Source organism: Microbacterium sp. cx-55 (assembly GCF_021117345.1).
Taxonomy (GTDB): domain Bacteria; phylum Actinomycetota; class Actinomycetes; order Actinomycetales; family Microbacteriaceae; genus Microbacterium.
The window spans coordinates 3,108,091-3,129,458 of sequence record NZ_CP088261.1; the positions used below are offsets into that span (position 1 = coordinate 3,108,091).

20 protein-coding genes are annotated in these 21,368 nt (G+C 70.0%); 6 read left to right on the top strand and 14 right to left on the bottom strand.

Annotated elements, in window-relative coordinates:
• Positions 1 to 143 precede the first annotated feature (143 nt).
• From LQ938_RS14575 to LQ938_RS14585, 3 genes are read left to right on the top strand one after another with little or no spacing between them, the layout of a single operon-like run.
• A complete protein-coding gene (locus LQ938_RS14575) occupies positions 144 to 1,226 on the top strand; it encodes a type III polyketide synthase (protein WP_223723241.1) in 1,083 nt (360 codons plus the stop codon).
• Between the two features lie 11 nt (positions 1,227 to 1,237).
• Positions 1,238 to 2,101, top strand: coding sequence for a methyltransferase domain-containing protein (locus LQ938_RS14580; protein ID WP_374197489.1), 864 nt, complete (start codon positions 1,238 to 1,240; stop codon positions 2,099 to 2,101).
• Positions 2,094 to 3,221, top strand: a complete 1,128-nt coding sequence (locus LQ938_RS14585; RefSeq protein ID WP_223723242.1) for an FAD-dependent oxidoreductase — start codon at positions 2,094 to 2,096, stop codon at positions 3,219 to 3,221. The genes LQ938_RS14580 and LQ938_RS14585 overlap by 8 nt, the downstream gene beginning before the upstream one ends.
• Before the next feature lie 148 nt (positions 3,222 to 3,369).
• Here the strand turns inward: LQ938_RS14585 and LQ938_RS14590 are convergent, their stop codons facing one another.
• From LQ938_RS14590 to LQ938_RS14600, 3 genes are all read right to left on the bottom strand, one after another.
• Positions 3,370 to 4,224 (bottom strand): UbiA family prenyltransferase, encoded by an 855-nt coding sequence (locus LQ938_RS14590; protein ID WP_223723243.1) that lies wholly within the window; start codon positions 4,222 to 4,224, stop codon positions 3,370 to 3,372.
• 122 nt (positions 4,225 to 4,346) lie between these two features.
• Positions 4,347 to 6,542 (bottom strand): ATP-dependent Clp protease ATP-binding subunit, encoded by a 2,196-nt coding sequence (locus LQ938_RS14595; RefSeq protein ID WP_223723244.1) that lies wholly within the window; start codon positions 6,540 to 6,542, stop codon positions 4,347 to 4,349.
• A 116-nt stretch (positions 6,543 to 6,658) separates the two neighbouring features.
• Positions 6,659 to 7,681: a GlxA family transcriptional regulator gene (locus tag LQ938_RS14600; protein ID WP_223723245.1), complete on the bottom strand. Its 1,023-nt coding sequence runs from the start codon at positions 7,679 to 7,681 to the stop codon at positions 6,659 to 6,661.
• Between the two features lie 111 nt (positions 7,682 to 7,792).
• Here LQ938_RS14600 and LQ938_RS14605 point away from each other — a divergent pair, with 111 nt between their 5' ends.
• Positions 7,793 to 8,188 carry a hypothetical protein gene (locus LQ938_RS14605; protein WP_223723246.1) on the top strand — a complete coding sequence of 132 codons (396 nt, stop codon included), beginning with the start codon at positions 7,793 to 7,795 and terminating at the stop codon, positions 8,186 to 8,188.
• Here the strand turns inward: LQ938_RS14605 and LQ938_RS14610 are convergent.
• Together LQ938_RS14610 and LQ938_RS14615 are read right to left on the bottom strand one after the other, a co-directional pair.
• Entirely contained in the window at positions 8,124 to 9,224 is a 1,101-nt protein-coding gene (locus LQ938_RS14610) for a glycosyltransferase family 4 protein (protein WP_223723324.1), read from the bottom strand. The genes LQ938_RS14605 and LQ938_RS14610 overlap by 65 nt on opposite strands.
• A 14-nt stretch (positions 9,225 to 9,238) precedes the next feature.
• A complete protein-coding gene (locus tag LQ938_RS14615) occupies positions 9,239 to 10,453 on the bottom strand; it encodes a glycosyltransferase (protein ID WP_223723247.1) in 1,215 nt (404 codons plus the stop codon).
• 133 nt (positions 10,454 to 10,586) lie between these two features.
• On the opposite strand from LQ938_RS14615, the gene LQ938_RS14620 reads away from it, so the two are divergent.
• Complete coding sequence (locus LQ938_RS14620; protein ID WP_223723248.1) at positions 10,587 to 11,225, top strand: hypothetical protein; 639 nt, start codon at positions 10,587 to 10,589, stop codon at positions 11,223 to 11,225.
• A gap of 12 nt (positions 11,226 to 11,237) precedes the next feature.
• On the opposite strand, the gene LQ938_RS14625 is transcribed toward LQ938_RS14620, so the two are convergent.
• A complete protein-coding gene (locus tag LQ938_RS14625) occupies positions 11,238 to 11,408 on the bottom strand; it encodes a hypothetical protein (protein WP_223723249.1) in 171 nt (56 codons plus the stop codon).
• Between the two features lie 149 nt (positions 11,409 to 11,557).
• Here LQ938_RS14625 and LQ938_RS14630 point away from each other — a divergent pair, with 149 nt between their 5' ends.
• Positions 11,558 to 11,866 carry a hypothetical protein gene (locus tag LQ938_RS14630; RefSeq protein ID WP_223723250.1) on the top strand — a complete coding sequence of 103 codons (309 nt, stop codon included), beginning with the start codon at positions 11,558 to 11,560 and terminating at the stop codon, positions 11,864 to 11,866.
• A 21-nt stretch (positions 11,867 to 11,887) separates the two neighbouring features.
• On the opposite strand, the gene LQ938_RS14635 is transcribed toward LQ938_RS14630, so the two are convergent.
• The 8 genes from LQ938_RS14635 to dnaK form a co-directional block, all read right to left on the bottom strand.
• Complete coding sequence (locus LQ938_RS14635; protein ID WP_223723251.1) at positions 11,888 to 12,202, bottom strand: DUF2277 domain-containing protein; 315 nt, start codon at positions 12,200 to 12,202, stop codon at positions 11,888 to 11,890.
• A 131-nt stretch (positions 12,203 to 12,333) separates the two neighbouring features.
• The gene (locus LQ938_RS14640; protein ID WP_223723252.1) at positions 12,334 to 14,499 is read right to left on the bottom strand and encodes an ABC transporter ATP-binding protein; all 2,166 of its coding nucleotides are present in this window, start codon (positions 14,497 to 14,499) and stop codon (positions 12,334 to 12,336) included.
• Positions 14,496 to 16,223, bottom strand: coding sequence for an ABC transporter ATP-binding protein (locus LQ938_RS14645; protein ID WP_223723325.1), 1,728 nt, complete (start codon positions 16,221 to 16,223; stop codon positions 14,496 to 14,498). Before LQ938_RS14645 ends, LQ938_RS14640 begins: the two co-directional genes overlap by 4 nt.
• Before the next feature lie 99 nt (positions 16,224 to 16,322).
• Entirely contained in the window at positions 16,323 to 17,123 is an 801-nt protein-coding gene (locus LQ938_RS14650) for a potassium channel family protein (protein ID WP_223723253.1), read from the bottom strand.
• A 23-nt stretch (positions 17,124 to 17,146) separates the two neighbouring features.
• A complete protein-coding gene (locus LQ938_RS14655; RefSeq protein WP_269216550.1) occupies positions 17,147 to 17,596 on the bottom strand; it encodes a heat shock protein transcriptional repressor HspR in 450 nt (149 codons plus the stop codon).
• 16 nt (positions 17,597 to 17,612) lie between these two features.
• A complete protein-coding gene (locus tag LQ938_RS14660; protein WP_223723255.1) occupies positions 17,613 to 18,611 on the bottom strand; it encodes a DnaJ C-terminal domain-containing protein in 999 nt (332 codons plus the stop codon).
• Positions 18,612 to 18,620: 9 nt separating this feature from the next.
• A complete protein-coding gene (locus LQ938_RS14665; RefSeq protein WP_223723256.1) occupies positions 18,621 to 19,229 on the bottom strand; it encodes a nucleotide exchange factor GrpE in 609 nt (202 codons plus the stop codon).
• Positions 19,230 to 19,239: 10 nt separating this feature from the next.
• Positions 19,240 to 21,108, bottom strand: a complete 1,869-nt coding sequence (gene dnaK, locus LQ938_RS14670) for a molecular chaperone DnaK (protein WP_223723257.1) — start codon at positions 21,106 to 21,108, stop codon at positions 19,240 to 19,242.
• Positions 21,109 to 21,368 lie beyond the last annotated feature (260 nt).

Here is a 21,368-nt window from a genome sequence, read left to right on the forward strand (position 1 = left end):
CTCGAGCAGATCTCCTCGCTTCGGCCGCTGCGGCACCGGAGCGAGGCGCGAATCCCGCGACCCGGAGCGGCGACACTCTAGATCGACCGCAGCGGGTGCACCAGTGCGACCCGCACACCCGCGATGCGTGTTTATGGTGAACCATGAACCCGAGCATCGTGGCGATCGGCACGGCCGTGCCGCCGACCCGCCTCGCCCAGCACGACGTGCGCGAGGTGTTCGCGACGCAACCCGGAATCGGCCGCCTCACGCAGCGTCTCGTCCACGCCGCGTTCGACGCGTCGGCGATCGAGTACCGCCACACCGTGCTGTCGGGGCTGCTCGGCGACCCGGGAGACGGGCTTTCCGTCCGCCACGGCGACGTGCTGCTCTCGCCTCCCACGTCCGCGCGCAACGCCGAGTACCGCCGCCTCGTTCCGGCCCTTTTCGCCGAGGCATCGCGGCAGGCGTTGTCGGATGCGGGACTGGATGCGGCCGCCGTCACCCACGTCATCACGGTCTCGTGCACGGGCCTGTTCGCCCCCGGGCCCGACATGCGGCTCGTCCGCGATCTCGGGCTGAGCCCGAACGTCGAGCGCTACCACCACGGGTTCGTCGGGTGCGCGGCGGCGGTGCCCGCTCTTCGCGCCGCGCACCGGATCGCGGTCGCCCAACCCGGGTCGGTCGTGCTCGTCGCGTCCGCCGAACTGTGCTCGCTGCACCTGCGGGCATCGTCCGACCCCGAGCAGATCGTCGCCGCGTCGCTGTTCGCCGACGGCGCCGCGGCCGCGATCGTCACGTCCGCACCCTCAACCGGGGTGCGCCTCGAGCTCGACACCTTCGCCACCGCCCTCACGAGCGACGGAGAGGACGACATGACCTGGACGATCGGTGACGAGGGCTTCGAGATGCGCCTGTCGGCGGAGGTGCCGCGCATCGTGGGCCGCGAGGTGCGGGCCGCCGCATCCGATCTGCTCGATGTCGACGCGTGGGCGGTGCACCCGGGTGGGCGCAGCGTGCTCGATCGCGTGGCCGCGGGCCTCGAGCTGACCGACGCGCAGATGGCGCCGTCGCGTGAGGTGCTGCGCGACTACGGCAACATGTCGAGCGCGACGATCCTCTTCATCCTGCGCCGCCTGCTGCACGACGATTCCCTCGGAGACGCCGATATCGGCGCGCTCGCCTTCGGCCCGGGCCTCACGGTCGAGTCGGCCCGCCTGCACCGGCGCACGGCCGCGGGCGCGTGAGTAGCGAGCGCGTGCGCGCGACCGACGACAGGCGCGAGTGCGCGCGCGTGCGCGCGACCGACGGCAGACGCGACAGCGACGGCGAGCGCAAGCGCGAGAGCGGCAACCCGCGCGAGAGCCACGGCGGACGCGAGCCGGGCAAACGCAGCGTGAGCGCCAGGCGCGGCCCGCACCACGTGTCGCTCCGCGAGCGGGATCGCGCGCTGCAGGAGCTCATGGACGACCCGGACTGCGACCCGCACCGCCTCGCCGCGACCTGGCAGCGCTTCGACGCGGTCAACCGGCTCATCTCGGGCTGGGACACGATCTATCGCCGCGCTGTCCGCCCGGTCCTCGCGCGCACGGGCGGCTCGGCGCGGGTGCTCGACCTCGGATGCGGCGGCGGCGATGTTCTCGCTCGGCTCGCGCGGCTCGCGCGCGCCGACGGGCTCACGGCGGAGTGGCTCGGTGTCGACCCGGATGCGCGCGCCCTCCCGATCGCCCGGCGGCGCGAGGCGCCGGGGGTGACGTTCCGCACCACCGACTCCGCGACCCTTCGCGCGGAAGGCGAACGGTTCGACCTCGTGCTCTCCAACCACGTGCTGCACCATCTGACGGATGCGGAACTGCACGCTTTCGCCGACGACTCCCTCGCCCTCTCGCGTCAGATCGTGGTGCACGCCGACATCGAACGCAGCCGCACGGCGTACGCGTTGTACGCGGCCGGGATCACGCCCCTCGCGCCCGGCACGTTCCTTCTCACCGATGGGCTGCGTTCCATCCGTCGCAGCTACCGCGAAGCGGAGTTGGCGGCCGCGCTGCCGCCGTCCGAGGGCTGGGTCATCCGGCGTCCTGTGCCGTTCCGGCTCGTGGCCGTGGGGCGCGGTCGTGGCTGACGTCGTCGTCGTGGGAGCCGGCCCCGTGGGGTTGCTGCTCGCGAGCGAACTGCACCGCCGGGGCATCGGTACGCGGCTGCTCGAACGGCGCCCGTCGGCGGGCGGCGGATCCCGCGCGATCGGCGTGCACTCCCCCGTGCTGGCCGCGCTCGAACCGTCCGGCGTCACCGAGCGACTCCTCGCGTCGGCGCTCCGGGTCCACCGCGGCGAGGCGCGGTCGGGCGCGCAGCTTCTGGGAACCGTGCACTTCGACCGGCTCCGCGCACGGTTCCCGTTCGTCGCCACGCTGCCGCAGTCGGCGACCGAAGCAGCCCTCGCACACGGCGGACCGCCGGTTCAGCGCGGCGCCGAGGTCACCCGCATCCGCCGCGTCGGTGACCGGATGCGGATCAGCCTCCGAGGCGGCGACGATCTCGACGCCGGCATCGTCGTGGTGGCGACCGGTGCGGGCGGGCGGGCGGTCGCGTACCGGCCGGGCGCCGTGCGCGTGCACTCCTACGCCGACCGCTATCTGATGAGCGACACAGATGTGGGCTACGACGACCCGACCGCGATCGTGCGGCTCGGGCGCCGCGGAGTGCTCGAGTCGTTTCCGCTCCCCGGTGAGCGTCGCCGCTACGTCGCGTGGGACGACGACCCGGACGACGACCGGCCAGACGCGCGGCTGGAGCGGTTCCGCAGGGCGCTCGCGGCGCACGGGGAGGGCGCGGCGGCGGAGCGGGTGGCGGCCGCATCCGGATTCCGCGTGCGTCGTGTCGTCGTGCCCCGGATGCGGCGCGGCACCCTGTTCGTCATCGGCGACGGAGCGCACGAGGTGAGCCCGATCGGGGGTCAGGGCATGAACCTCGGCCTGCTCGATGCCGCCGGTCTTGCGCCTCTGCTGGCGGAGTGGGTGCGGCGCGGTGAAGAACCCGCCGCCGCTCTTGCGCGCTGGGAGCGCCGCCGGCTGACGTCCGCCCGCACGGCGGCAGCGCTCGCGTCGGCCAACACCGCGCTCGGGCGCCCCCTCGGCCCCCGTGGCGATGCCCTCCGTCGCCGCGCGCTGCGCGCTGTGCTCTCCGGCCCGTCCGGAATGCTCTTCGCCCACGCCTACGCGATGGGCCTCGACCGCGACGCGTAGTCCGCGCCCTCGCTCCCCCGCGCGAGCCTCGCGCCGCCGCTCTTCCCGCGAGACTGCCGTTTCGGCACGAGACGTCGGTCCGCGACCAACGTCTCGCCGCGCAACTGCAGTTTCGCGATCAGCGCGCCCCGAGGGACGGCGGGCGGGGTCAGGCGGCGAGGGCGCCACCGGTCGCGACGAGTTGTGCGGCGAGCAGCAGCGCGGCCAGCATCACCAGGCGGAAGACGATCCGGCCGGGCGCTCCGCGGAGCGCAACGACCGCGGACAGCACCGCGACGACCGACACCGCCACGAAGAACACCCACGAGAGCCCGGACACGTCGCCGACGCGCCCGCCCACCGGGCCGAGCAGCACGGCGAGCGCCCCGGCGATGACGCCCGCGGCCGCGGCCACCGCAGACGCCGGGCCGCCGATGCGATGCGGCAGACCGCGGATGCCGGTAGCCCGGTCATCGTCGAGATCCGGCAGCACGTTCGACAGATGCACGGCCGCCCCGAGCGCGGCGCCGGCGACGAACGCCCACGGCGCGGCGAAGCGGGGTTCGGCGGCCGACAGGGTCGCGAGCGACGGGAACAGGCCGAAGGTCACGAGGAACGGCACGACCGAGAACGCCGTGGCCTTCAGCGGTGCGTTGTACGCCCACCCGGAGATCACGGCGACGGCGTGTGCCACCAGCATCCCGACCCCGAGCGGCGCCGACAGCACGAGAGCGACGATCGCGCAGCCGACCGCCGCGATCCAGGCGGTGCGGATGCGGACGTCCCCGCGCGCGAGAGGCTTGTCGGTGCGCCCCACGGCGCGGTCGCGGGCGGCGTCGATCGCGTCGTTCGAGATGCCGATCGAGAGCTGGCCGGCGAAGACCGCGGCCGCGAGCAGCAGCATCCGCCACAGCTCGAGACCGGCGGCCACCCCGAGTGCGAGCGCCAGCGCCGTGACGACGCACGTCGGGCCGGGATGCGAGGACTGCCACAGTCCGCGGATGACGACGGCGGGCGAGGACATGCTCCGACGTTACGGGGTGCGCGGACCCGCCGGCGCCCCTTGCGCGCCCACGGGGCACCGCTCGCACCCGGCACCCCGCGACGCACGCTCACACCCGGCGAACGCAACCGCCCGCCGCTCCGCTAGTCGTCGAGCAGTTCGGCTACGACGACCTCGTCGTCCTCGTCGTCGGGCCGCCCGGCGCTCGTCAGCACGAGCTGCGAGCCGTCGGCCGCGACGTCGACGCGCACGGTGTCGCCGTCGTGAGCCCCGCCCGACAGGATCGCCATCGCGAGGCGGTCCTGGATTTCGGACTGGATGAGGCGCCGCAGCGGCCGCGCTCCGTACACCGGGTCGTACCCGCGCTCGGCGAGCCAGGCCCGCGCATCGGGGGTGACCGCCAGGGTGAGTCGGCGATCCTTGAGCCGACGCTGGAGCGCGTAGACCGACAGCTCGACGATCTGCGCGAGGTCGTCTTCGGTCAGCGCCTGGAAGATCACGGTGTCATCGAGCCGGTTCACGAACTCGGGCCGGAACGCCTGCCGCACGAGCGCCTGCACCTGATCCCGCTTCTGCAGGGCCGAGAGGGTCGGGTCGATGAGGATCGGGGAGCCGAGGTTCGACGTCAGGATCAGGATGACGTTGGTGAAGTCGACCGTCCGACCCTGGCCGTCGGTCAGGCGACCGTCGTCCATGACCTGCAGCAGCACGTCGAATACTTCCGGATGCGCCTTCTCGACCTCGTCCATGAGCACCACGGAGTACGGACGACGGCGGACGGCCTCGGTGAGCTGACCGCCCTGTTCGTAGCCGACGTACCCCGGAGGGGCACCGACGAGACGTGCGACGGAGTGCTTCTCGCCGTACTCGGACATGTCTATGCGCACGAGCGCGTGCTCGTCGTCGAAGAGGAACTCGGCGAGCGCCTTCGCGAGCTCGGTCTTTCCGACGCCGGTTGGACCGAGGAACAGGAACGAACCCGTCGGACGATTCGGGTCGCTGATGCCGGCGCGGGAGCGGCGCACGGCGTCGGCGACCGCTTTCACGGCCTGCTTCTGGCCGATGAGCCGCTTGCCCAGCTCGGACTCGAGGTGCACGAGCTTCTCGGTCTCACCCTGCAGCAGCCGGCCGACCGGGATGCCCGTCCACGCGGCGATGACAGAGGCGATGTCTTCGTCCGTCACCTGGTCGTTCACCATCCGCTCGCCCGAGGACTCGGCCTGCTCGGCGGCGACGACCTCGCGTTCGAGCGCGGGGATCTCGGCGTACAGCAGCCGCGACGCCTTCTCGAGGTTGCCCTCGCGCTGTGCGCGTTCGGCCTCGACGCGGGCCGCATCCAGACGGGTCTTCAGGTCACCGACACGGTTCAGCGAGGCACGCTCGCGTTCCCAGCGCTCCTGGAGCTCGCCGAGGCGCGCCTGCTCGGAGACGAGGTCTTCGCGCAGCTTCGCGAGACGCTCCTTCGACGCGTCGTCCTTCTCCTTCTTCAGCGCCAGCTCTTCGAGCTTCAGCCGGTCGACGTGGCGGCGCAGTTCGTCGATCTCGAGCGGGGCCGAGTCGATCTCCATGCGCAGCCGAGACGCCGCCTCGTCGATCAGGTCGATCGCCTTGTCGGGCAGCTGCCGCGACGGAATGTAGCGGTTCGACAGGGATGCGGCCGCCACCAGGGCGCCGTCGGCGATGGCGACCTTGTGATGCGCCTCGTAGCGCTCCTTCAGGCCGCGGAGGATCGCGATCGTGTCTTCGACCGACGGCTCGCCGACGTACACCTGCTGGAAGCGGCGTTCGAGCGCCGCATCCTTCTCGATGAACTCGCGGTACTCGTCGAGCGTGGTCGCCCCGATGAGGCGCAGTTCGCCGCGCGCGAGCATCGGCTTCAGCATGTTGGATGCGGCCACCGAACCCTCGCCGCCGCCCGCACCCATGAGCACGTGCAGTTCGTCGATGAAGGTGATGACGCGACCTTCGGATTCGGTGATCTCCTTGAGGACGCTCTTCAGGCGCTCCTCGAACTGGCCGCGGTACATCGCGCCTGCGACGAGCGCGGAGATGTCGAGCGAGATCAGTTCTTTGTTCTTCAGCGACTCCGCGACGTCGCCCGCGACGATGCGCTGGGCGAGTCCTTCGACGACGGCGGTCTTTCCGACGCCGGGCTCACCGATCAGGACGGGGTTGTTCTTCGTACGTCGGGTGAGCACCTGGCTGACGCGACGGATCTCGCTGTCGCGTCCGATGACGGGGTCGAGCTTGCCCATGCGGGCGCGCTCGGTGAGGTTGATCCCGAACTGTTCGAGGGGGCTCTTCGCTTCCTCCTGCCCGGGCTGTGGCGTGGCGTTCATCTGTTCTCCTGAAATCTGTGCGACTCAAACTTGAGTCGATGTAGCTCAAGTTTATCGCATCGCCCGCACGAACGCGAGGGCAGAAGCCGCATCCGACGTCGGACTCGTGAGAGGCGTCAGGCGACGGATGCGGTCATCACCTCGTCGTCGCGATGCTCGCTCGGAGCCTCGTCCCGGTGGTTCGTGTCGTCGACGCAGGCGAACCGCGCACGGTAGGCCGTGGGGGTGATCGCGAGCGTGCGGGCAAAGTTCTGCCGCATCACCGCGGCAGAGCCGAAGCCGCACTCGTAGGCGATCCGGTCGAGTCCGAGGTCGGTCTGCTCGAGCATGCGCTGCGCGTGCAGCACCCGCTGGCGCCCGAGCCACGCGGCGGGCGTCGCGCCGAGGTCCGCCTTGAACCGGCGCGCGAACGTCCGCGGAGACATGTGCGCCTTCGCCGCGAGCTGTTCGACCGTCAGATCGAAGCGCAGATTCTCCAGCATCCACTCGGTGACCGGCGCGAGCGACAGCGACAGGGTCGCGGGAATCGGCCGATCGACGAACTGGGCTTGCCCGCCGTCCCGCTGCGGCGCCACGACCATGCGCCGGGCGATGGTGTTGGTGACCTCCGCACCGAGCTCCTGCCGGAGCAGGTGGAGGCACGCGTCGAGGCCCGCGGCGGTGCCGGCACTCGTGATGATCTTGCCGTCCTGCACGTAGAGCACGTCGGGATCGATCTCGATCTTCGGGTACATCTGCGCCATCCGCGCCGCGTACTTCCAGTGCGTCGTCGCGCGGCGGCCGTTCAGGATGCCGGATTCGCCCAGCACGAAGGACCCGCTGCAGACGCTCAGCACCCATGCGTTGCGCGCCACGGCACGCTGCAGCACGCCGGCGATCCGCTCGTCGAGCGTGCCCCACGTCGCCCGGGGCACCGGAGTGACGACCACGAGATCGGCCTCGTCGGCGAAGGTCAGGTCGTTCTCGACGTTGATCGAGAACCGCATATTCGATTCGATCGCCCCGGGCGTGATCGCGCAGACGCGGAAGTCGAACATCTCGATGCCGTCATCGGTGCGGTCGAGGCCGAACGCCTCGCAGGCGAGACCGAACTCGAAGGGCGAGAAGCCAGGCTGGACGATGACGGCAACGGTCTTCACGTCTACTCCGATCGAAGAGGGGCGGATGCGGACGCGCTTTGGCAGAAAGAACGCGACCGCTGTCCATCCTGCCACTCGTGGCGAGATTCCACCATCCGTAGGTTTACTGCCATGTCCACTTTCCTCCTCACCGTCGTCCTCCTCGTCTCCGTCGCCGCTGTCGCCGCGACCGTCGTGGCCGTCGCGCGAGACGGGTACCGCCCCGTCCGCACCGACCGGTCGCGTCTTCCCGCCCGCGCCGTCGAAGGACGCCGCACCGCCGCTCAGATCGACGCGGATGAGGAAGCTGCCGTTCGCGCGAACACACCGACGGGCACTCCGCTCCCGGCCGAGGGCCACTCACTCCCGGCCGAAGCCGCACCGCGCAGCGCCCCAACGGAGGCGCCGAGCGTCGAGCCCGCGCTCACCAGCATCCCGACCGAGGACGCGGCGCACGCGGCGGTCAGGCGCGGCGGGCGAGCTCGCGGACCGCGTCGAGCAGCGTCTGCGCCGAAGTCGCCCAGGTGAACCGGGCGATGTGCGCGGCGCCCGCATCGATCACCCGGCACCGCTCGGCGTCGTCGTCGAGCGCTCGCACCGCATCCGCCACCGCGGCGGGATCCTGCGGATCGACGTAACGGGCGCCGGGCCCGGCCACCTCGTGGAAGATGTCGAGGTCGCTCGCCACGACCGGCACCCCGAGAGCGAGCGCCTCGGCGAGCGGCAGCCCGTAGCCCTCGTCGAGGCTCGTGCTCGCGAGCACCGCGTGGTCGGCGAGAAGCGCGGCGTACTCCGCATCCGACACCCCGTTGTGGAACACGACCTGGGCACCGGCCGGCGTGAGACCCGCCAGCTCGCGACGCCGCTCCGGGGTGATGCGACTGAGCAGATGCAGCGTGCGCCCGGGAAGCAGGCCCATCGCGCGCACGAGCGTCTCGACGTTCTTGTAGCCCATGAACGACCCCATGTACACGATGTTCCAGGGGGCACCGCCGGGCTCTTCGGCATCGGCGGGCAGCAGGTCCGCGAGGCGCTGCGGGGCGTTCGGCACGACCACGACCGGGCGCTTCGTGAGCCGCACCGCCGCGAACTGCCGCTTGCTGGTCTCACTCACCGTCGCCACGATGTCGGCCGCGTTCAGCGTGACGCGCTGCGGAACGTAGCTCAGGTGGAAGAGTCGCCATCCGACCCGCACCGCCGCCGGGAGGTTTCGGGGCGGTGTGCGGTGGCGGTAGTAGATCGTGTCGTGCAGCGTCAGGATGAGGCGGAATCGTCGCCCCATCGTGCCGATGGTCTGCATCGGCGAGAACACGACATCGGGCGCGAACCGGTTCAGCATGCGCGCGGTGAAGGGCTCCCGCCACGACGTCGGGCGATGGATGCCGAGGGTCGTCGCACCGCTCGGCAGCAAGTCGATCTGCCCCGGCTCCGACACGAGGAAGGTCACCTCGACGCCCGACGCCGACGCCGCATCCTGGACCGCCTCGGCGAGCTCCGCCGAGTAGCGACTGATGCCGTCGTGAAAATCCGTGCGGATGTAGCGCGCGTCGAAGAACAGCCGCACCGGCGCCGCTGCGGTCACGGTGCGACCGGCTCGCCCCGGTAGAGCTTCTCGAACGTGTCGAGTGTGCGGTCGATGTCGTGGATCTCGACGCCCGCCAGCGAACCCTGCTGCAGCGCGCTGTACTCCTCCGGCGAGGCGGTGAGAACGCGGGTGAGCTTCGCGGCGAGGTCGTCGGCGTCCTGCGGGCGGAACAGCCACCCGTTCTCGCCGTCGTGCACGAGGTGGGGCAGCGCGAGCGCGTCGGCCGCGACCACCGGCAGCCCCGACGCCATCGCCTCCATGGTCGCGATCGACTGCAGCTCCGCGATCGACGGCATCGCGAACACGGACGCCCGCGAGTACAGGCTGCGCAGGTCTTCTTCCTCGACACGGCCGTGGAACGTGACGCGGTCGGTGAGGCCGAGCTGCTGGGTGAGCGCGTCGAGCGACTTCCGCTGGTCGCCGCCGCCCACGATGTCGACCGTGACCTGAAGCGCGGGGTCGAGCTTGGCGACCGCGTGCAGCAGGGTATCGATGTGCTTCTCGGTTGTCAGGCGACCGACGAAGAGGATGCGGTTCACGTCGCGCTGCCCCAGCGACGGCGTATACCCCGAGGCGTCGATGCCGCAGCTGATCGGAATGACGCCGTCGATGTCGATCGTGGTCTCGAGGAACTCGGCCGCACGACGGGTCGGCGTCGTCACGGCGCGCGCGATGTGGAACGTGCGCGAGGCGTCGTCCCAGGCGAGCTTCAGCATCAGCTTGTCGAGCACCGGCGGCAGCGTGGTGAAGTCGAGGATGTTCTCGGCCATCACGTGGTTGGTGGCCACGACCGGGATGCCGCGCTTCTTCGCCTCGCGAGCCAGACCGCGCCCGATGACGATGTGCGACTGGATGTGGACGACGTCGGGCAGGACGCTGTCGAGCACCTTGCGGGCGTAGTGCTTGGACCGCCAGGGCCACACGAACCGCAGCCAGTCGTGCGGGGGCCAGCGGACGGCCGGGATGCGGTGCACCGTGACCGGCACGCCCTCGATGAGCTCGGTGGCCGGGGGGAAGCGCCGGTACTTCTGCGCGGGCGCGACGACGTGGACGTCGTGGCCGCGCGCGGCGAGGCCGGCGGCCAGGCGCTCGGCGAAGCGAGCCGCACCGTTCACGTCGGGAGCGAACGTGTCGCAGCCGATCACGATGGTCAGCGGGCGGAAGCTCGCGTCCGAAACGGGAAGGTCGGGGGTCGAGGGGGTAGTCACGGGGTGGTGGCTGCCAATCTCCGAGTAGCGTGCGGGGGTCTGCACATGCCCTTCCAATGTACCCGAGGGCCTCGGCCCGCCCGGCTGCCACCCCGCGGGGCGGCAGCACAGCATCCGCCCCTACCCTGGAGCCATGCTGAGACTGCAGGCCGACGCATCCGCCGATCGCTGGGAACCCGTGACCGAATCGCTGGGCTTTCGCGGGCGCCGTCACCGCAAGACGGCGATCCGGATGCTGCTGACTCAGGCGAGCGGTGCGATGAGCGGCCAGGTGGGTGCCGGCGCAGCGGGGGCCGGCGCGGCGGGCTCCGGCGCGGCTCGCGGCGGGGGCGGTGTGGCCGCGTGGCTGATGAGCCAGGCGACACCGTTTCTCATGCGCCGGGCGGCCGGTCGGGTGCGGGCGTGGATGTGGAAGGCCGACCCCGAGCTTGTCGTCGTGCTCGCGCAGGTGCAGGAGCTCACGCCGCAGCTGCGCACGGCGCGCGCGATGATGCCGATCGAGTACGACGACACCGAGACCTTCCGGAACCCGCATCTCGGGGCGGGTGAGCGGCTGCTGATGGACCTGCCACCGAACCCGCAGACGCCCCCGTTCGTCAGCTACACCTGGGACACCGGCACGCACCTCGTCACGCTCAGCGCGGTCTCGGGAGACCGGGAGCGATTCGGCACCGTGCTCGGCGAGGTGGACGCGCTCGCGCGGACGCTCCGGATCGTCGACGACCTGCCTCTCGGCGAGGGCGCGCAGGTGCTGCGGATCGATCCCGCCTGAGCGCGGGGCGCGTCAGTCGCGGGTCGCGCTGTGGTCCTCGACGTCGGGCTCGGCGCGGAGGGCGTCGGCGATCTCCTCCTCGGGCCGCGGCGGAATGGTCTCGTCCTCCTCGAGCTCGGGGATGGTCGGCTCCCCTTCTTCGGGGATGTGCGGCGCGGCGGGATGCGGGGCGGAGTCGGACACGGCTGTTCCTTCGATCGGCGACACGGCACAGCGTAGCCGCGCCCGGTCGCGCGCGTCCGAACCGCGCGGGGCGCGTTACGGTCGAGCATGCTCTTCCGACGAATGCGGGCGCCGCGGTGCGCGGCTACGACCGCACAACGGGTCGACGTGTGAGCGCCGACGGCTGTCGGACGCGCCGCGTCGAGATCACCCTGCACCGGCCGTGGTTCGCGCTCTGGGCGGGGATCCGCCCGACCCTCGTCGTTGGGGGCCGCGGACAGCCGGCGCAGTGGGGCCGCGGCACATGGCAGTTCCCGTCGGATCAGACGGTGGTGATCGGGGTGTACCTCTTCAACCGGATGTGGCGCTTCGGCCAGGCCGAGGTCGCTCTCGCTCCGGCGGATCCGCCGGAGCTCGTCTATCGTGCGCCGGCGCTGCCGTTCGTGGCCGGGCGCATCGGCCCGCCGCGTTCGCGCTGACCGTCCGTCGCAGGGACCGCGTCAGGATGCGGCGCGCGCGGCGCGCTTCTCCTGCTGGTAGACCCGGATGGCCTCGTACCGTTCCGCCGATCGGGCCTGCCTTTTCGCCGCCTCTTGGTCACGGTTCTTCGGAGCCACGGGCGAGACGAGTCCGTCGATCAGGTCCCGGGTCGCGCGCGTGATCTGGTCGACGGCCGCGTCGAAGGTCGCCTGATTCGCCTGCGACGGCTTGTTCATTCCGGCCACCTTGCGAACGAACTGGAGTGCCGCGTCACGACATTCCTGGTCGGTGGCGGGAGGTTCGAAGTTGTGAAGGGGCACGATGTTCCGGCACATGCCCGTCAGAGTAGGGCGTTGCCGCCCAGTTTCCCAGGGGTCCGCCGAAGAACCCCCGGCCTGAGCGGGCCGGTTCCTGCCGGAGGAGCGAGCCGGTACACCCGACCCGAGCACCCCGGCACGAATCCCTTTCAGCCCGAGGTCGACGCGTCGGTCGTGTTCACCGCGGGGCCGCCGGGCGCCGCCGAGCCTCCCGGCGCGACCGGCGCACCGGGAGCGACCGGCCCGCCGGGCAGCACGCCTCCCCCGGCCTGTTCCCGCGGCGTCGTATCGGCCGCCGTGCCGGGCTGCGCGGCATCCGCCTCGCTCCCATCGGCGACGGCCTGCTCGAACTGCGAGCGGTACAGACGCCAGTAGGCACCCTCGGCGGCAATGAGTTCTTCGTGCGTGCCCTTCTCGACGATGTCGCCGTGCTCCATCACGAGGATGAGGTCGGCGTCGCGGATGGTCGAAAGCCGATGCGCGATGACGAACGATGTGCGCCCCTCGCGGAGCGCGGCCATCGCGTGCTGCAACAGCAGTTCGGTGCGGGTGTCGACCGACGACGTCGCCTCGTCGAGGATCAGCACGCTGGGTTGTGCGACGAACGCGCGCGCGATCGTGATGAGCTGCTTCTCGCCCGCGGAGACGTTCGAGGCATCTTCGTCGAGCACCGTGTCGTAGCCGTCGGGCAGGGAGCGCACGAACCGATCGACCCGTGTCGCGACCGCGGCATCGGCGATCTCCTCGTCGGTCGCCGACGCACGGCCGTACCGGATGTTCTCGCGGATGGTGCCGGCGAACAGCCACGGGTCCTGCAGCACCATGCCGGTGCGGGAGCGGACGTCGTCGCGGGAGAACTCGGCGATGTCTTGCCCGTCGAGCAGAATGCTGCCGCCGTCGAGTTCGTAGAACCGCATGATGAGGTTCACGAGCGTCGTCTTGCCGGCGCCCGTCGGCCCGACGATCGCGACCGTCTGCCCGGGTTCCACGCGGAACGACAGGTCGGTGATGAGGGGATGATCGGGCGCGTAGGCGAAGCGCACGTGATCGAACTCGATGACGCCGGCCCCGCCGCGGGGGCGCGGGGCGTCATCCGCATCCGGCTCCTGCTCTTCGGCGTCGAGCAGCTCGAAGACCCGCTCGGCGGAGGCCGTGCCCGACTGGATCACCGCGGCCATGCCGCCGAGCTCCGACAGCGGCTGCGTGAACTGCTGCGAGTACTGGATGAACGCCTGCACGTCACCGAGGCGCAGCTGACCGCCGGCGACCATGAGGCCGCCGAGGACGGCGATGCCGACGTACGTCAGGTTTCCGATGAACATCATGCCCGGCATGATGATGCCCGACAGGAACTGGGCTCGGAAGCTCGCCTGGAAGAGCTCTTCGTTCTCGGCCTCGAACTTCGCGCGGGAGTCGGCTTCGCGGCCGTAGACCTTCATCAGCGCGTGGCCGGAGAACGATTCCTCGACCCGCGCGTTCAGCCGCCCGACCTTGCGCCACTGCGTACCGAACGCCTTCTGCGAGCGCGGCCCGATGACGCCGAAGATCACGGCCATGAGCGGGAGGGAGATGAGTGCGACGATCGCGAGCTGCCAGGAGATCGAGAACATCATCACGAGCACGCCGACGACCGTCAGCACAGAGGTGACCACGGTCGAGAGCGACTGCTGCATCGTCTGGGTGATGTTGTCGATGTCGTTCGTCACCCGCGAGATGAGTTCACCGCGCTGCACCCGGTCGAAGTACGACAGCGGAAGGCGGTTGATCTTCGCCTCGACCGACTCGCGCAGCCGCCACATGGTGCGCACCATGATGATGTTGATGACGTAGCCCTGGATCCAGGTGAGGAAGGCCGACGCGATGTAGATCGCGAGTGCCGCCATCGTCACCATCCGGAGGCGATCGAAGTCGACGCCGGTGCCGACGGAGAAGTTCGGCATCGCCGAGACCATGTTGGCGAGGTCGTTCTGACCGGCCGACTGCAGGGCGGCGACGACGTCGGCCTGCGGAGTGCCCACGGGGAACTGCCCGCCGAGGGAGGCCGAGACCACGCCCTCGAAGATGATGTTCGTCGCATCGCCCAGCACGCGCGGGGCGATGACGGCCAGCACGACGCCGAGCGCCCCGAGTACCGAGACGAAGACGAACGCGATGGCGTGCGGCCGCAGGAGCCCGATCAGACGGCCGAAGGATGCACCGAAGTTCGCGGCCTTTCCGGGGGCGACCGAGTCCCAGTCGCCCGATGCCTGCCGCGCCTGTTCGGCGAGTTCGAGCTCGAGACGCTCCTCTTCGGTGATCGTGTCGGGGGCGCTCATGCTTCGACTCCCAGCTGCGAGTCGACGATCTCGCGGTACGTCTCGCTCGTCGCGAGGAGCTCGTCGTGGGTGCCGAGCCCGACGGTGCGGCCGCCGTCGAGCACCAGGATGCGGTCGGCTCCGGTGACCGTCGAGATGCGCTGAGCGACCACGACCTTCGTCACGTCGGGAAGCGCCTGCCAGAGCGCCTGACGCAGATTGGCGTCGGTGCGCAGATCGAGCGCCGAGAAGGAGTCGTCGAAGACCAGAACCCGGGGGCGGTGGACGATGGCCCGCGCGATGGCCAGGCGTTGCCGCTGGCCGCCCGAGACGTTCGTGCCGCCCTGCGCGATGCGCGCGTCGAGACCGCCCTCCATCTCTTCGACGAAGTCACGTCCTTGCGCGATCTCGAGCGCTTCCCACAGCTCGTCGTCGGTCGCCTCCTCGCGCCCGAAGCGCAGGTTGGAGGCGATCGTGCCGGTGAACAGGAACGGTCGCTGCGGCACGAGACCGATGCCGCTCCACAGCGCATCGAGGTCGGCCTCGCGAACGTCGACCCCGCCGACCTGCACGGAGCCGCCGGTGACGTCGAACAGGCGCGGGATGAGCGAGACGAGCGTGGTCTTGCCCGAACCGGTCGAGCCGACGATGGCGAGCGTTTCGCCGGGCGCGACGCGGAAGTCGATGCCGTGCAGGACCGGGGATTCGGCCCCGGGGTAGGTGAATTCGACGCCGTCGAAGACGAGCTCGCCCGGTGCCGGGAAGTCGCTCACCGGGTGCTCGGGGCGCACGAGGGTCGATTCGGAGGCGAGCACTTCGCCGATGCGTTCGGCGGAGACCGCGGCGCGCGGGATCATGATCGTCATGAAGCTGGCCATCAGCACCCCCATGAGGATCTGACCGACGTACTGCATGAACGCGAAGAGGGTACCGATCTCGACCTGACCCGCGTCGACCTGGATGCCGCCGAACCAGATCACGCCGACCACGGTGACGTTGAGCACGAGCATGGCGAGCGGGAAGAGCAGCACGAACAGCGACCCGACCTTGCGGCCGACCACCATGATCTCGGTGTTCGCCCCGCGGAAGCGTTCTTCTTCGATGTCTTCACGGACGAACGCGCGCACGACACGCACACCGGTGAGCTGTTCGCGCATGATGCGGTTCACCGCATCGAGCTTCTTCTGGAACTGCCGGAACAGCGGCACCATCCGGCTGATGACGAGGCCCGCGATGAGCAGCAGCGCGGGGACGGCGACACCGATCAGCCAGCTGAGGCCGACGTCTTGCTGGAGCGCCATGACGATGCCGCCGATCGCGAGAAGCGGCGCGGTGACGAGCATCGTCGCGCCCATCATCGCCAGCATCTGCACCTGCTGCACGTCGTTCGTGTTGCGGGTGATGAGCGAACCCGGCCCGAACTGCGACACCTCGCGCTCGGAGAACCCGCTGACCTTCTCGAAGACGTCGCGGCGGATGTCGCGGCCGGCCGACATGGCGGCCCGCGCGGCGAAGTACGTCGCGATGATGGATGCCGTGATCTGGCCGAGCGAGATCACGAGCATGATCGTGCCCTGCGACCAGATGAAGGCGGTATCGCCCTGGGCGACGCCGCGGTCGATGATGTCGGCGTTCAGGCGCGGCAGATAGAGCGAGGCCATCGCCGACGCGAACTGGAAGACCAGCACCGCGAGCAGCAGCCAGCGGTAGGTCGAGAGGTAGCGGATGAGCAGCTTGCCGAGCACGTCGACTCCGGGTTCGTCAGGCAGGAGATTCCTGCGCAGGGCCAGATTAGGCCCACCCTCCGACATCCGCATCCACCCCCGGGAGGAGACGGCGTCAGGTCAGTCGACCGGCGGGTCGGGGCGGTCGCCGCGCAGCTCCGCCTCGAGCCGCTGGATGTCTCCGCGCGTCGCCGGTCGCTGCTCGATGTGCGTACGCGTTGCGCGTTCCATCACCCACGACGAGAACGTCGCGACGATGAGCCCCACCAGAACCACACCGCCGAACATCAGGCCGACCGCGATGATCCGACCGGGCACCGTCACCGGCACGAAGTCGCCGTAGCCGACCGTCGTCACCGTGCAGAAGGCCCACCAGACGGCGTCGCCGAAGGAACGGATGGTGCCGCCCGGCGCCGCCCGCTCGAAACCGAGGACCGTGACCGAGGCCGTCCAGATCAGCAGCAGTGCAGCACCGAAGCCGTAGACGAGCAACCGGCTGCGGAGCGAACCGGCGGCCGTCCGGGTGAACGCGGGGATCCGGGTCAGCGCACCCAGCAGTCGAACCGGTCGAAGCACGGGCAGCGCCGCAACAGCGAGGTCGAACAGATGCGCGCGGAACCAGCGCCCGCGGGGGCGCGACATCGCGAGGCGCGCGAGGTAGTCGGCGATGAACAGCGCCCATGTCACGCCCACGATCGTTCCGGTCACGGCGGCGAGACCGTCGGTGACCTGAGCGAGCACGTGCACGGTCTGCGCGACGATGAAGGCGAGCGCGGCGGCCGTGAGGGGCCAGAAGGTGGCCTTCTCCCAGCGGCGGGTCGCGGCGGTCTCCCCGCGCGGATCGCCGCCACGCCGGTGTGATTCTTCGGACTCGTCGCCGTGCCCGCGGTGCGGGCGGTCTGGCGCGTGCTGCTCGCTCATGGCAGCACTCTAGGGAGCCGGCGTCAGTCTCCGCTCGGCGGCAGCTCGCGCCGCGGGCGCCACACGACCACGTCGGTCGCCCGGCGCACGCGCGTGCCCGAGCGGATCGTGACGACCGAGCCGGTGGCCCCGGCGGCGAACACGCGCGCACCGGGGCGCTTGGCGAGCTCTTCCCGCATCCGGGACTCGAGTCCGACCACGCGCTGGTGGAGTTCGCGCACCTGGTTCTCGAGCTCGATGATCCGCGCGATCGCGGGCAGGCTCATGCCGTCGGCGGAGAGCCGGGAGACTTCGCGCAGCTGCTCGACGTGCCGCACCGAATAGCGGCGCGAGCCGCCCTTCGTGCGGTTGGGTACGACGAGTCCGAGGCGGTCGTACTGGCGGAGGGTCTGCGGATGCATGCCGGCCAGGTCGGCGGCCGTCGCGATGGCGAAGACAGGAGTCTCGGCGTCGATCTCATCATCCATGTGCATCACCTCCTGCGCTCGGTCAGTTGCGGGCGCGACTCATCATGTCGGCCCGGGGGTTCTCTTTGGGCTCGAGTTCCTGGAACCGCTCGAGCGCCGCGCGGGCGGCGTCGTCGAGGTGGGTGGGCACGACGACCTGGACCTCGGCGAGCAGGTCGCCGGTGCCCTTCGGCGTCTGGATGCCACGGCCCTTGACGCGAAGGACGCGTCCGGACGGCGTGCCGGGAGCAACCCGCAGCTTCACGGTCTCACCGCCGAGCGCCGGAACCTCGATCGTCGCGCCGAGCACGGCCTCGGTGAACGTGATGGGCACGGTCAGCCGGAGGTTCAGCCCATCGCGGACGAACACCGGATGCGGACGCACCGAGATCTGCACGACGATGTCGCCGTTCTCACCGCCGTCGGGTGAAGGCCGCCCGCGTCCGCGCAGACGGATCTTCTGCCCGTCCGCGACGCCCGCGGGGATCTTCACCTTGAAGGGCTTGCCGTCCTCGCCCTGGAGCGAGATCGTCTCGCCGCCCGCGGCGGTCACGAAATCGAGGGTGGTACGCGCCGTGACGTCGGCGCCCCGGGTGGGGCCGCCCGCCCCGCGGTAACCGCCGGTGGTCTGCCCGAAGCGCCCGGAGCCGAAGCCGCCGGAGCCCTGGTTGAACATCGTGAAGAAGTCGTCGAAGCCCTCGGGTGCGTCGAAGCGGGTACCGCTTCGGGCACCGCCCTGACCGAACCGCGAGAACACGTCCTCGAACCCGCCGGCGCCCTGGCCGCCCGCCGTGAAGCGGGCACCGGAGCCCATCGCGCGGATCTGGTCGTACTCCTCGCGCTGTTCCTTGTCGCTCAGCACGGCGTACGCCTCGCTGACCTCTTTGAACTTGGCCTCGGCCGTCGCATCGCCCTGATTGGAGTCGGGGTGATACTTGCGGGCGAGTTTGCGGTAGGTCTTCTTCAGATCGGCGTCGGCGACGTCCTTCGAGACGCCGAGCGTCGCGTAGAAGTCCTTATCGAACCAATCCTGACTTGCCACACGCGCCTCCTAGTCCGCCGGAACGGCAACGACGACCTTCGCGGGACGAAGTTCGATCGATCCGAGGCGGTAACCGACCTCGACGACGTCGAGGACGGTCGTCTCGGTCGCACCGGGGGTCGGCTGCTGGAAGATCGCCTCGTGCTGCTGCGGGTCGAACACGTCGCCCACCGCACCGTAGGTCGACAGACCCACGCGCTCCGCGATGCTCCGCATCTTCTCCGCGATCGCCGCGAACGGGGTGCCATCGACCAGGTCGCCGTGCTTGGCCGCGCGGTCGAGGTCATCAAGCACGGGCAGCAGGTTCTTCGCGACCGAGCCCTTGGCGCGCTCGATCTCGACTTCGCGCTGGTCTTCCGTGCGACGCCGGTAGTTCGCGTACTCGGCCTGCAGACGCTTGAGGTCGCCCAGCAGGGCGGACTCGTGGTCGTTCAGCGCCGCGTCCTCCGCCGCCGCATCCACGTTCTGTTCGGCTCCGAGGATGTCGTCGATCGTGAGCTCCGGTTCCGACGGGGTGGGGGCGGAGGCCTGAGCCTCCGCACCCTCCTCGTTCGGCCGAACCTCGTCGTCGCCGCGACCCGCGTCGGAGCCGGCGTTGTCGAAGTTCTTGTCGGTCATGTCGACTCTCTTACTTCTTGTCGTCTTCGTCGTCGACGACCTCGGCGTCGATGACATCCTCGTCGGCGGATGCCGATCCGGTGTCACCGGCGGGAGCGTCGCCGTCTGCCGCGGGAGACGGCTCGGACTGCGAGGAGGCGTAGATGGCCTCGCCGAGCTTGCCCTGGCTCTGGTTGAGCTTGTCGAAGGCCGTCTTCACGGCGTCATCGTCTTCGCCCGCGAGCGCGGTCTTCAGCGCGTCGACATCGGCCTGCACGTCGGTCTTGACGTCTTCGGGCAGCTTGTCGGCGTTGTCTGCGATGAGCTTCTCGATCGAGTACGAGAGCGTCTCGGCCTGGTTGCGCACCTCGGCCGACTCGCGACGCTTCTTGTCTTCGGCCGCGTGCTCTTCGGCCTCGCGCACCATCCGCTCGATGTCTTCCTTCGGCAGCGAAGAGCCGCCGGTGATGGTCATCGACTGCTCCTTGCCGGTGCCCTTGTCCTTGGCGGACACGTGCACGATGCCGTTGGCGTCGAGGTCGAAGGTGACCTCGACCTGCGGGATGCCCCGAGGCGCCGGCGCGATGCCGGTCAGCTCGAAGGTACCGAGCGGCTTGTTATCGCGGGTGAACTCGCGCTCGCCCTGGAAGACCTGGATGGCGACCGACGGCTGGTTGTCGTCGGCGGTCGTGAAGGTCTCGCTGCGCTTGGTCGGGATGGCGGTGTTGCGCTCGATGAGCTTCGTCATGATGCCGCCCTTGGTCTCGATTCCGAGGCTCAGGGGGGTCACGTCGATGAGGAGGACGTCCTTGCGCTCGCCCTTGAGGACACCGGCCTGGAGGGCAGCGCCGACGGCGACGACCTCATCCGGGTTCACGCCCTTGTTGGGCTCCTTGCCGGTGAGCTTCTTCACGAGCTCGGCGACCTGGGGCATACGGGTCGATCCACCGACGAGCACGACGTGGTCGATGTCGTCGACCTTGATGCCGGCCTCGCGGATGACGTCTTCGAAGGGCTTCTTCGTGCGGTCGAGGAGGTCCTTGGTGAGGTCCTCGAACTTCGCGCGGGTGAGCGTCTCGGAGAGCGACACCGGGCCCGAGTCGGTCAGCGACAGGTACGGCAGGTTGATGCTCGTGGACGTGGAGCTGGAGAGCTCCTTCTTCGCCTGCTCCGCAGCCTCCTTGAGGCGCTGGAGGGCGATCTTGTCACCCGAGACGTCGACGCCGGTGGTGTCCTTGAACTGCTTGATCAGGTAGTCGACGACCCGCTGGTCCCAGTCGTCGCCACCGAGACGGTTGTCTCCGGCGGTCGAACGCACCTGGATGGTCGAGAAGTCGTCGTCCTTGCCCACCTCGAGCAGCGACACGTCGAACGTTCCGCCACCGAGGTCGAAGACGAGGATGAGCTCGTCTTCCTTGCCGCGGTCGAGGCCGTAGGCGAGAGCGGCGGCGGTCGGCTCGTTGATGATGCGCAGCACGTTGAGGCCCGCGATCTCACCGGCCTCCTTGGTGGCCTGTCGCTCGGCGTCGTTGAAGTACGCGGGAACCGTGATGACCGCGTCGGTCACCTTGTCGCCCAGGTACTCCTCGGCGTCGCGCTTCAGCTTCTGCAGGATGCGGGCCGAGATCTCCTGGGGCGTGTAGCCCTTGCCGTCGATCGCCTGGGTCTTCCAGTCGGTGCCCATGTGGCGCTTGACGGAGGTGAGGGTGCGGTCGACGTTCGTGACGGCTTGGCGCTTCGCGGTCTCACCGACGAGCACCTCGCCATCCTTCGTGAATGCGACGACCGAGGGGGTGGTGCGGAAACCTTCGGCGTTGGCGATGACCTTCGGCTCGCCACCCTCGAGGACGCTGACCACGGAGTTGGTCGTACCGAGGTCGATTCCTACTGCACGGGGCATGTGCTTCTCCTTCGTATGGATCGGAAATGTCTGGGGGCGACTCAAAGGTGAGCCGCGATGACTCAAGCGTAACTCGGGCTCCCCGCATCCGTCAAATGAACTTGACATGAACCCACTCAACTTTCAGCATGCGGCTCCTATGGCGAGTTCTCGCCCGCGAGACTGCAGTTTCGGCACGAGACGTTGGTCGGGAGCCGACGTCTCGCCGCTCCGTTGCCGTCTCGCGGGCAGGGCGCGGGGGCGAGCGGATGCGGGCGGCG